The sequence below is a fragment of the Pleionea mediterranea genome (genome assembly GCF_003148745.1).
Classification (GTDB): Bacteria; Pseudomonadota; Gammaproteobacteria; order Enterobacterales; family Kangiellaceae; genus Pleionea; species Pleionea mediterranea.
On record NZ_QGGU01000007.1, the window covers coordinates 279,147 to 290,778 of the forward strand.

Sequence of the window (11,632 nt, forward strand, 5' to 3'; positions counted from 1 at the left end):
AATAATCACTGGCCTTTTTCTGAATGACTATTGGATGAACTGGAGGATGAATTTGCTGACTGTTCAGCGGCCTGCTCTAAATCACGCACGTAAGCCAAATCTTTATCACCACGACCGGAAAGATTGACCAATATGTGTGTGTTATTGTCGGAAGCCTTGGCTAGTTTAAGGGCATACGCCAGCGCATGGGACGATTCGAGAGCTGGAATAATCCCCTCCCTTTTCGACAGTAACTTAAACGCATCCAATGCTTCCTTATCGTCAGCCACTTCGTATTGAGCGCGACCAATTTCTTGCAGATAAACATGTTGAGGACCAATGCCAGGATAATCCAAACCGGCAGAAACCGAGTAAGACTCTTCGATTTGCCCAACATCATCCTGCATAATTTTTGTGTGAGAACCGTGTAATATACCAAGGCTGCCTTTAGTAAGTGTTGCACCATGGTGCTCAGTATCAACACCTTTACCGGCCGGTTCAACCCCCACCAGCTTAACGCTTTTATCCTCGATAAAATCAGCAAACAGCCCAATTGCATTTGAACCACCACCGACACAGGCAATGGCATAATCCGGTAGTCGTCCGGTTTGCTCAATCATTTGTTGTTTCGCTTCTTCGCCAATCATTTTGTGAAATTCACGAACAATGGTGGGAAATGGGTGAGCACCCGCAGCGGTGCCTAATAAATAGTGAGTATCGTCATAAGAAGCAGCCCAGTCTCGTAATGCTTCATTGATCGCGTCTTTTAAAGTGCCGCTACCATTATCAACGGGAATTACTTTTGCGCCCATTAACTCCATACGGTAAACATTCGGTTGCTGACGAGCGCAATCAACCGCTCCCATATAAACAACGCATGGTAAATCCATTAACGCGCAAGCAATTGCCGTAGCAACGCCGTGCTGGCCTGCTCCTGTTTCGGCAATGATACGCTTTTTCCCCATTCGCTTTGCTAATAAAACCTGACCCAGCACCTGATTGGTTTTATGGGCACCGCCATGCAACAAGTCTTCGCGTTTCAAAAATATTCGACCTTGTTTATCGTTAGTCAGATTTCGACACTCGTAGAGTGGTGTTGGACGACCGGCAAAATTTTTCAACAGCGCATTAAACTCACTGACAAATGACTCATCTTCAATGGCATCGTTAAACGCTTGCTCCAGTTGCTCAAGAGCGGGGATTAAAATTTCCGGTACAAACATTCCGCCGTACTGTCCAAAATACCCCGGACTGCCCAAGTTTTCATTCGCTTCAAATTCGCTGGGCGACTGATCACTTATAGGCTGTTTATCTGTGGACGCTTTATGTTGGTTATTACTCATACAAAACCTTCTTAACATTCAAAATTCATTCATGCATCAGGCTGCGTAGTTCATGCGACACTGATTAAAAAACTGTGAAATTAGCTGGCTGGATTTTTCACCTTTGTTTTCTTCAACACCACTGCTTAAATCTAGCATTACGTTGGAAAACTTGAACAGTTTGGAAACATTGTCGGCGTTTATACCACCAGCAATAATAATATTTTTCTCATCAAGATGTTTAAGCAGCTCAGGCAATAAAGACCAGTCAAACGATTGTCCCGTGCCCCCTTGCTCCGAATCCGATTGATAATCCACTAATACTTTATCCGCGTAACGGCTTGCATGAACGATTAGCTCAATATTATTGTGATTTACAAGCGGTAGCGCCTTCCAGATTTCAACCTGTGACTGCCCGGAATCATTGAGTGCCGTGCGAACCGCGGATACCTGTTGCTCGGTTTCATAACCATGAAGCTGTACCGCACTAAGCGAACACTGCTTTGAAATATCGGCAATGGTATTTGCGTCTTCATTAACAAACACGCCAACGTAGCGTCCGGGAACTTGAGTACAAATTTGTTCTGCCTGTTCAGGAGTAACGACACGGACAGACTTACTATAAAACATTAAACCGACATAACTTGCCCCGGATGTAAATGCCTGCTCGGCAATATCAACCGTGGTGACACCACAAATTTTAATATTGCCATAAACCAATTGTTTTGCAGCCTCAGCAACTTCATCAGCAGCCATCAGAGAGGAACCCACTAAAAAACCGTTCACACAGGGTGCCAAACGGTTAATGTCAGCTCGGGTATTAATGCCCGACTCAGAAATAACAATACGATCCTTAGGAATTAACTGACTTAACCGTTCCGTGTTTGATAAGTCGGTGGTTAAATTGGTTAAGTCACGGTTGTTGATACCTATAATATTGGCATTTAGATCAATCGCCCGTTGACACTCTTGTTCACTGTGCACTTCGGTTAACACATCGAGGTTTAAATCCGACGCAGCTTTGGCCAATAGTTTGTATTGCTCATCACTTAATACCGACAGCATTAATAAAATAGCATCAGCGCCATAAAATCGGGCTTCGTATACTTGATACTCATCAATAAAAAAGTCTTTGCATAAAACCGGCTTGTTGGTTCGCTTGGCCACGCTGTTTAATAAAATATGATTGCCATTAAAGTACTGCTTATCGGTCAGAACAGAAAAAGCATCGGCACAAGACGAATAAGCGTTTAAACAATCCTCAACCTTAAAGTCTGGACGAATATCTCCCTTTGAAGGAGATGCACGTTTATATTCTAAAATAAATCGGTTGCCGGGTTCCGACAGTGCCGCTTTCAATGATCGATGCGAGGGTTGGCAGTTATCAATCAGATCAGCAATCGGCACCGCCTGTTTTCGTTGTGCCACCTCATCGCGTTTATTATCAACAATTGTCTGTAAAACATTATTTTGTAATGCGTTAGTCTGTAAAGAATAAGGCTTATCCGCCATTTGAAAACTCCGCTACTTTTTCCAGCCGCTCTGCTACACGGCCTGACTGTATCACTTCTTTTGCAAAGCTCGCACCCTGCTTTAAACTTTCCGCCTGCCCGGTTAAATAAAGTACCGCTGCGGTATTTAAGGCTATTGCATTTTCATGAGCCTGTTTTCCACTGCCACGAATCACACACAAGAGAGCAGCCGCAATATCCACCGGATCATCAATTTGCAATTCACTTAACGATGCACGCTTCAGTCCTGCATCTTCCGGAGAAATGGTCAATGACTCGATCACACCATTATTTAAATAGGCAACTTGTGTTTCTGTATGCAGTGCAATTTCATCCAGACCACCACCATTCACCACAAATGCTTTTTGACAACCCAGATCATTCAGCGCCTGTGCCATGGTGGTTAAAAGGTTTGCATCATACACCCCCATAAGCTGAACATCAGGTGCCGCCGGGTTTGCCAGAGGGCCAATAAGATTAAATAAAGTTCGTGTTTTTAACGCTGTTCTAACCGGCATTACGTGCCGAACACCTGGGTGATACTGTGGCGCAAATAAAAAGCTGAAGTTTAATTGCTCGAGACTTTCTGCGGCTCGCTCGGGGCTCATATCCAGCTTTACACCAAACTTTTGCAGTACATCGGATGAACCACTTTTTGAAGAAACGGAGCGATTGCCGTGCTTAGCTACTTTAACACCGCATTCAGCAGCAACCAAACCAACAATCGTGGAAATATTGATGGTGCCCATGCCATCACCACCGGTACCGCAGGTATCAACCACAACTCCTTGCGGGCGTTTAAATGGTGTCGCCGAAGCTCGCAATGCACTGGCGGCGCCAGCTATTTCATCGCTCGACTCACCTTTTATTTTTAAAGCCACCAGAAACGCTGAAATTTCAGCTTCTGATAATTGTCCGGTAACAATATTCTCAATGATACTGTGCGTATCCTGGTTACTTAAATGCTCGCCCTGATAGAGCTTTTCCATTAATTGATTCATGATAATTTCCCCAAAATAAATACACTAATCATTCATTAAAAGTTGAATACTCTGCTCAAGCAATTGATTGCCTTGCGTCGTCAAAATAGATTCTGGGTGAAACTGAAAACCCAGCAATCGTTGTTTCGGCTGATAAATCGCCATGACCAAATCGTCAACGGTTGCCAGCACCTCAAAGTCATCAGGTACCGACAGAGCCACCAAACTGTGATAACGCCCCACCGTTAGTGGATTGGGTAAGTCAGCAAAACAATGGGATTGTTTATGCCGCAACGCTGCTGTTTTTCCATGCACCGGAAGTGGTGCAAGCCCAATACGCCCGCCTGCCTGTTCAATTAATAATTGATGGCCAAGACAAATTCCTAGCACAGGAACACGTCCTTTCACCTGTGTTAAAAATGACAAGCAGTTTCCGGCTTGCTGAGGATCACCGGGCCCCGGAGAAATCACCACCAGATCATGTTGCTGACTCAACTCAACCAGCACATCGGTGGCTACGGTATTTCGAACAACGGTGACCTGATGACCCAATGATTTAAACTCATCCACCAAGTTGTAGGTAAACGAATCAAAATTATCGATAAATAAAACATTAGCCATGATCGTTCACCTGCTTACCTATCTTTTGCTCTGCGTTTTGTTCTGTCTGTTGTTTAACGAGTTGATTAGCTCTATGAATAGCCTGTAATGCAGCGGCGGCTTTATTTTCCGTTTCTTTTATTTCAAGCTTTGGTTGTGAGTCGTAAACAATACCGGCACCAGCTGAAACGGTTGCTGTATTATTGGCAACCAATGCGCTTCGAATAACAATCGCCGTGTCCATATCACCGGCAGCATTGATGTAGCCCATGGCACCGCCATAAACCCCTCGGTGCTTGCCTTCAAACTGACGAATAAGTTGCGTTGCTTTTACTTTTGGGGCGCCAGATAAAGTCCCCATGTTCATACAGGCCTGATAGGCACTTAAGGCATCCAGATTTTCACTCAGTTGCCCGGTCACTTTTGATACCAGATGCATCACATGAGAGTAACGATCTATCTCCAAAAGTCGCTCAATTTTTCGAGTACCACTGTCGCACACTCGTGCGACATCGTTTCGAGCCAAGTCGACCAGCATTAAATGCTCAGCTTTTTCTTTCTCGTCATTTTTTAGTTCCAGCTCGATACGGGCGTCTCTGTCATCATTAACACTACCATCTTTATTGAGGCCCCGACGTCGGGTACCCGCGATAGGATAAATACTTAAAGAGCGGTTCGAAGCATCGTATTTAACGGCGCTTTCCGGCGAAGCACCAAACAATTGATACTCCGGTGTATTAACAAAAAACATATACGGACTGGGATTCGAAAGTCGCAATTGCTGATAGGCTAAAAACGCATTGCTACAGGGCAAAGTAAAGTCGCGGGCTAGCACCATTTGAAACACATCGCCGGCAATAATGCGCTGTTTTGCTTGTTCAACAAGTTCGCTATAAACCAAATCTGAAAGATTGACATTCACCGACTTAACATCAACATCTTTAATGTTAAAAGCATGATTGCCATTCGAAGACAGACTTGCCGATTGTTCTGCTTTGTCATCCAGAGCAGCGGCTAAAAGCTTTTCATCTTCGGACAGTTTGTTTTGATAATCAAAATAAACCTGCTCGGTTTGATCACCACGAAAGATTTTTGAAATCAAGCGAGTTGAATGATTGATATGATCCACCACCAATAACCGATCCGCCAGATAAAAATCGTAATCTGGAAACGACTGTTCTGTTGCAACCGAAGGTAACGACTCAAATAACTGATAACAATCAAAACTGAATGTACCCACCAGCATGGTCGTTTTATCGTTGTGAGCATCAACGCTCAATAACGACATAATCTTTCTTAGCACATCCAGTACAGAATCAGCGCTTAACTTTTTCTGCTCATCAATGGTGTCTTGTAAAGATTGGTGGGATATAGAAAGGGTTAATTCGGAATCTGTTTCTGTACGACATTGCCGCCCCTCTTCACCAAACATTTCCGCAAGCTGTCCAATAAGCTGTTTGCCATTGGCGTTTAACGCCAAAACAGTCACCGATTCACCAAAGCAGCGGATCCGCAGCGCCGAAGATAAAACCAGTAAACTGCGGGTGTGCTCTTTGGTGCTGATTGAAGCGGTTTCGAGCAGTGCAGTCATGTTTGTTGAATGACCACACAACTGGCCATAGGCCTGGGTAACATCAATGCGGTTACTCAACTGCTTGGTCAAGGTGGTAACGGCTTTGTTTTTATCAAACTGCATCGGATTCATCAGGCAACCTTGCGCTTGGTCGTTTGCCGCCCGGCTGCAGTGATAAATGCATCCAGCTCTTTCATCAATTGCGCAAACTGCTCCGGGTATAGCGACTGCTGACCATCGGATAATGCATTTTTAGGCTCGTGATGTACTTCGATAATAACGCCGTCGGCGCCGACTGCCACCGCAGCTTTTGCCATTGGCCCGACTAATTCGCGAATTCCGGTACCGTGTGATGGATCAACAATTACTGGCAAATGAGACTTTCGCTTCATAAACGCCACTGCGTTTAAATCGAGTGTATTTCGAGTGGCAGTTTCAAAGGTTCGGATCCCTCTTTCACACAGGATCACATTAGGATTTCCGGCATCCACAATGTATTCAGCCGCTAATAAGGTTTCTTCGATGGTGGCTGATATGCCTCGTTTTAAAATAACCGGTGTTTCAGTACGACCAACCGCTTTCAACAGATTAAAGTTTTGCATATTTCTTGCGCCAATTTGTAGGGCGTCAACATGCTGACAAATCATATCGATATCTGCGGCATCCATTACCTCGGTAACAGCCGGCACACCTAACTCCTGTTTTATTTCTTTCATCACTCTTAATGCGTCAAGACCACCGCCCTGAAAACTATAAGGACTGGTTCTGGGTTTAAAAGCTCCGCCTCGAAGTGCCACGGCACCAGCTTTTACGGCGGCACTGGCCGACTGACGAAACTCATCCAACCCTTCAACGGCACAAGGTCCGCCGATAATGGAAAAGTGCTCACCACCAAATGGAACATTACCGATATGGACCACAGAATCAGACGGATAAAGCTCACGGCTTACACGCTTGTATGATGCTAATATTGGTTTAACATCATCCACCATTGGATGGGCGGTAATATTAAGTCCCTGTAAAATACGCTCGTCCCCTAAAGCGCCCAGAACCGTTCGCTCAGTCCCTGGCATGTAAAGTGGCTTTAATCCGGCGTTTTCAATTTTTGCTAAAATCTCATCCGCGTCTTGTTTGGTTGCTTCTGCTTTTAATACGATAATCATAATATTTTCTCCAAAAGTTTAAACGTTAAATTCTTTTTTTCAGGCATAAAAAAACCCGCACAATGCGGGTTTTTTTAAACAATAAGACATCAAACACCCGCAGCTAGCCTGTTAAGTGCCACCACCAGTGTTTTGCAAAAGTATCAAATTGTTGTGTATGTTGTTTCATAATAATTGCTTCATGCTTTGTCATTTCAGTTTCAATTAGGCAAAAAAAAAGCCCGTTATTAAAACGGGCTTTTGAAAACTATTGGCGCATAACTCGCGCACAGCTAAAACCCGTTAAGTAGTTTGCCACCACCAACGAGCATGCCAGAAATTTGTATTTTGTGCGTTATTCATTTTCATGGCTTGTAAATTATGGCAAAGCCGAACATAAGTCAATAACTATTTTCGTTAATATAACAAAAAGTTGTATAGGCCATTTACAGGACCTTACGGATCGGCTGACTATCGCTGTAACTTCGAGACTCTTCAAGGTGAATATGCAACAACTCGGTCTCCACGTCGATGTCTTTTGGCACGCCGGTTAACTTCAGGCAAATGTCCGATAATTCTCCTCGAACCGGTATTTCAACCAGATTAGAAAATAACAGCGCATTTTCAAAAGATAATTCCAGAATATCCACTGGTAACCGATGTTTACCGCGCAGATCTTGATACTCCAGCAACAAAGCAAACTTCCCATCCAGATAATCGCTCATGCGAAAACTGCACAATATATTCAGTGATATGGACCAGGGGCGGTCGGTTAGTTGAAAATTTACAGGTAAATACTTCTCAGCATCCAGATAAATACTGTGGGTTTGCGTCACCTGAGTCGACTCCAGGGGAGCTATAGTAACGGAAGAATTAGAGTTCATATTGTTTATCATCTAAGTGATTGAAGCTTAAGCTTTTATTTTTATAAATGTGTTTTTAGTATATTTCTTACTGCAATATCTCAAAATAGCGAACAATAATTAACCAGTCTATTTTAAATGTCAACCTTGTATAGCCCAAAGTTATAACACAATCACAAATTTTGAATTTAAAGGATTAGTATAAACCGCTGATTGCACGCACGGTTTAATCAGAAGCAATGATAAAATATAGCTCTCTGTTTAAGCTGACTTGTAAAGGCCTGGATTAGGCGGCAACTCAACCACCCGTACAAATAACTCGTTGATACTGCATTCAACCCAGGTACTGTCATGTCTTAGAATAAGAGCAACACTTTGAAGCACCCCTTTAACGGGTAGTTTGATCAAGTTAGAAAATACGGTTTCCTGCTCGCTGTTAAATTTGAGTGTATCGACCAACAATGACTGATCGCCACGGCTGTCCTGATAATCTATATACAGAGCAACCGAACACCCCTGCTGAAGATCCAGACTGAGCCACAACCCAAGATTTAACGAAATAGACCAGGACAAACCGGGATCAGAAGGATTCCCAGCACGGGGTAAATATTGCTCAGGCGTGAGCTGCCGAATTTTTGTTGCAATAGACGCCACAACTGCGACCCTCTAGATTCTGCTCAGTTCACCAAAAGGCTTTTTACCAAAGCGCATGTCACACTAACGAGCGCAAGGAAAGCAAGACTATTTAGGTTTAGCAGTAAAGTAACAAAACGGGTGTGATCCAGTTCACCAATTATCAGATATTCGCTGACAAATAATTTCTAACCGCTTCTATTAAGTATAGTTAAAGAATTTTTAACAAGCTTATCAATGGCTTGTGATTAATACACAATTTTTGAGTTTTTAGAGTAATTAACAATGAGAGCAATATTTTTTAGAACGAATGGTCTCAGAATATTAAAAAGTGCTCTACTTATACTAGATACAACAGCGTTTGTATTTTTGACCACTGTCACAAGGACAAGGTGCGTTACGTGAAATTTTCTTATTTTCCTCCAGCTGATGATCACTGGTTGTTAATTGCAACAGATTTGGTTTTGATGTGTTATTAACTAACGCTATGGGTTCGCAATAAAACCATTGCCCATCGATGCTGATGAACTTTGAATTTTCTTCCATGCACCTTAAAATTCCACCTTCGATAAACCATGCTTTAAAGTGAACACTCGACTCTTGCTCGCCTAAGTGATTATGCGACACAACATCAAGGTTAATCCATTGTGTCTGTTTGGCGCTTAGCGTCAATTTAGCTGCGGTTAATCCTGTTCTGTACTGAGGATGATGTGTCTCAAATAAATAATCACCATTGTGTGTACAAAAAGCAGAAAAACGCGAGCGCATCAACTGCTCTGCATTTTCAGGCTTTTTTGTGCGCTCAATAACAGGCAGGCAACAAACGCTAAATGCTATTTTAGAACCACAGTAACAGCTTAATTTATTCATTATTAACTGGCTCACTTAGAAAATATTTAACAGATATTATTGCTTGTCAGGTTACAAACCACGCTGCCACTCTTGTCGTAAAGGAATAGCGTTATCTATTGCGCTATCAATTATACTCAACATTTTACTTTTATCTTTTCCAAGAATCCCTTTCAGCGCCAGATAATTCGATGCATGATCAGAACGAAAAACAGTGCTTTCCAATTGCAAATTTTCCAGTAGAACCTTCATCTCTTGCAAAAGTCCCTTTGTATCTGGAAGCTGATATTCTCCCTTAAAACCTTCAACAACCCGTTTATCTCCTAATGGATAGGATACGACCAGTGTGGATAAAAAATTAGGTTGTGCTTCATTCATTAATTTAGCAGATTGCACCGCATGTTGCCTTGAAAAACGGACACCACCCATTCCATTTAAAATCATTACCGAGGTCTTCATTTGGGCCTGTTTTAATTTAACTAACGCACTCAATGACGAAGCATAGGTTTCACCTTTATTAATGGCAGACAAAACCGTATCGTCGCCCGACTCGCATCCTACATAAACCAACTTAAGACCCAGCTGTTGTAACTCGGTTAATTCATCCACTGACTTATTAAGTAAGTTTCTTGGTAAACAGTAACTCGACACACGTGTTACATTGGGGAGATAATGTTTAATAGACAGCAGTATAGATTTTAAACGACGAAACGACAGTGCCATCGCATCGCCATCGGCCAGAAAAACACGCCCTACATGAGTGCCCGACTCAGCAACAACAGCCAACTCCTTATCGATATCCTCTTGAGACTTGGGTCGAAACTTCTTCTGGGGCTGAGTGTACATATCGCAAAAAGTACATTGATTCCAGGAACATCCATTCGTCACCTGCAAAATAAGCGACTTCCACTCACTTGGAGGCCGAAAAACAGGCTCTATATAGGGTAATGCAATCACTTGACTCACTTATCTTATCGATAGAATAGGCAAGAGTCATTGTAACTAACTGAAAAGCGACTTAGCAACGAAAGCCCTTCTACAGCCAATTTACTGAGTTATTGATTGATGTTTACCCACTTTTAACAGTAAGCCGTATAAATTGTTCAATAAAACACCTTCTGACCATAAAAATCCATTTTTTCCTTGTTAAATAGCCCAGATTTCGTTAAATTTGTGCCCGCAACGCGCCCGTAGCTCAGCTGGATAGAGTAGTTGGCTTCGAACCAATTGGTCGGGAGTTCGAATCTCTCCGGGCGCGCCAAATAAATTAAAAAGCTCACCAATCGGTGGGCTTTTTTCATTTTGTGCAACCGGAAGATGAGAACTCCTCTGTTCGATTAAAATGCCTGGAACATTTTAAGACATCTAAAAGATGGCCTCACAGGGGTGTTGCACAGAGACATGTTAATTAATATTACACATAACCAAAACACCCTCTATATCCAGTCACCCGACTCAAAATATTTTTGTAAGTGACGTCGCGCCTCCTCACACATTTTATGATATTCCAAGTGGTCAGCACTACGCCATTTATCTGGATCGCGTTTTTTCTTTTTATCGTACTCTCTTGTCGTTTTATCAAACGGCCGAAAAGGCTCTAGATGCGGCAGATCTGGCAAGGGTTCGTTAATGTCCATAAATTGATTAAAAATGCGTAACTTTACATACAGGCTATAGATGTCACTGGAAGTACTTAGATTGATTGCATTACCACTTATTCGATTAAAGAGCACTAGATGGAACTCCTGAACGGCATTGACACTAACCGTATAAAAGGTGGCAGGAATGTAATTAGAATAGTGATACTTTTTAGTTTCGGTATAATCAATATTACGAGTAATAACGCAGCCACTTTTTCGGTCAAAAATCACATGACTGTAATGAGGTATGTAAGTCATATCGTGCTTTTTTCGATACCAGCGCATATAAAATATGGACCAAAAAACTATACCACTTGTAACCGTAAAAAAACTCCAGTATCCGATCCCAGGCTCATCCCTAATAATTAATAACAATATAGATGAAAGAAAAAATACTCCGACCAATAGCACACCAAAAAAAGCCAGGATATTCCAACCATTACCGACAGACTCCTGATGTTGATGGGTATGAATAGGACTGTACCGATGGTATGCATAACGATAACGGGTGTAATCATTTTCTTGCAGTTGGAGTACAGC

The 11,632-nt window shown here is 42.6% G+C and carries 10 protein-coding genes, 1 tRNA gene and 1 pseudogene; 1 reads left to right on the forward strand and 11 read right to left on the reverse strand.

All coding sequences use genetic code 11. The features are described 5' to 3' along the window. Positions 1-5: 5 nt before the first annotated feature. The 10 genes from trpB to C8D97_RS11335 form a co-directional block, all read right to left on the reverse strand. Positions 6-1,322 carry a tryptophan synthase subunit beta gene (gene trpB, locus C8D97_RS11290; RefSeq protein WP_109763879.1) on the reverse strand — a complete coding sequence of 439 codons (1,317 nt, stop codon included), beginning with the start codon at positions 1,320-1,322 and terminating at the stop codon, positions 6-8. Positions 1,323-1,358: 36 nt separating this feature from the next. Next, positions 1,359-2,813, reverse strand: coding sequence for a bifunctional indole-3-glycerol-phosphate synthase TrpC/phosphoribosylanthranilate isomerase TrpF (gene trpCF, locus C8D97_RS11295; protein ID WP_109763880.1), 1,455 nt, complete (start codon positions 2,811-2,813; stop codon positions 1,359-1,361). Continuing rightward, positions 2,803-3,813, reverse strand: a complete 1,011-nt coding sequence (trpD, locus tag C8D97_RS11300) for an anthranilate phosphoribosyltransferase (RefSeq protein ID WP_170115223.1) — start codon at positions 3,811-3,813, stop codon at positions 2,803-2,805. Before trpD ends, trpCF begins: the two co-directional genes overlap by 11 nt. 24 nt (positions 3,814-3,837) lie before the next feature. Continuing rightward, positions 3,838-4,413: an aminodeoxychorismate/anthranilate synthase component II gene (locus tag C8D97_RS11305; protein WP_109763882.1), complete on the reverse strand. Its 576-nt coding sequence runs from the start codon at positions 4,411-4,413 to the stop codon at positions 3,838-3,840. Further along, positions 4,406-6,097: an anthranilate synthase component 1 gene (locus C8D97_RS11310; protein ID WP_109763883.1), complete on the reverse strand. Its 1,692-nt coding sequence runs from the start codon at positions 6,095-6,097 to the stop codon at positions 4,406-4,408. The genes C8D97_RS11305 and C8D97_RS11310 overlap by 8 nt, the downstream gene beginning before the upstream one ends. Further along, complete coding sequence (gene aroF, locus C8D97_RS11315; RefSeq protein ID WP_109763884.1) at positions 6,097-7,128, reverse strand: 3-deoxy-7-phosphoheptulonate synthase; 1,032 nt, start codon at positions 7,126-7,128, stop codon at positions 6,097-6,099. Before aroF ends, C8D97_RS11310 begins: the two co-directional genes overlap by 1 nt. 425 nt (positions 7,129-7,553) lie before the next feature. Beyond that, positions 7,554-7,991, reverse strand: a complete 438-nt coding sequence (locus C8D97_RS11320; protein ID WP_146196137.1) for a hypothetical protein — start codon at positions 7,989-7,991, stop codon at positions 7,554-7,556. A 240-nt stretch (positions 7,992-8,231) separates the two neighbouring features. After that, a complete protein-coding gene (locus C8D97_RS11325; RefSeq protein ID WP_109763886.1) occupies positions 8,232-8,624 on the reverse strand; it encodes a hypothetical protein in 393 nt (130 codons plus the stop codon). 324 nt (positions 8,625-8,948) lie between these two features. Next, positions 8,949-9,473, reverse strand: a complete 525-nt coding sequence (locus C8D97_RS11330) for a YchJ family protein (protein ID WP_109763887.1) — start codon at positions 9,471-9,473, stop codon at positions 8,949-8,951. Between the two features lie 51 nt (positions 9,474-9,524). Next, entirely contained in the window at positions 9,525-10,418 is an 894-nt protein-coding gene (locus C8D97_RS11335; protein WP_245411438.1) for a radical SAM protein, read from the reverse strand. 218 nt (positions 10,419-10,636) lie between these two features. Between C8D97_RS11335 and C8D97_RS11340 the strand changes: the two genes are divergently transcribed. Then, positions 10,637-10,713, forward strand: a tRNA-Arg gene (locus tag C8D97_RS11340). 175 nt (positions 10,714-10,888) lie between these two features. On the opposite strand, the pseudogene C8D97_RS18165 reads toward C8D97_RS11340, so the two are convergent. Next, positions 10,889-11,632, reverse strand: a pseudogene (locus C8D97_RS18165) (hypothetical protein); the annotation flags it as partial.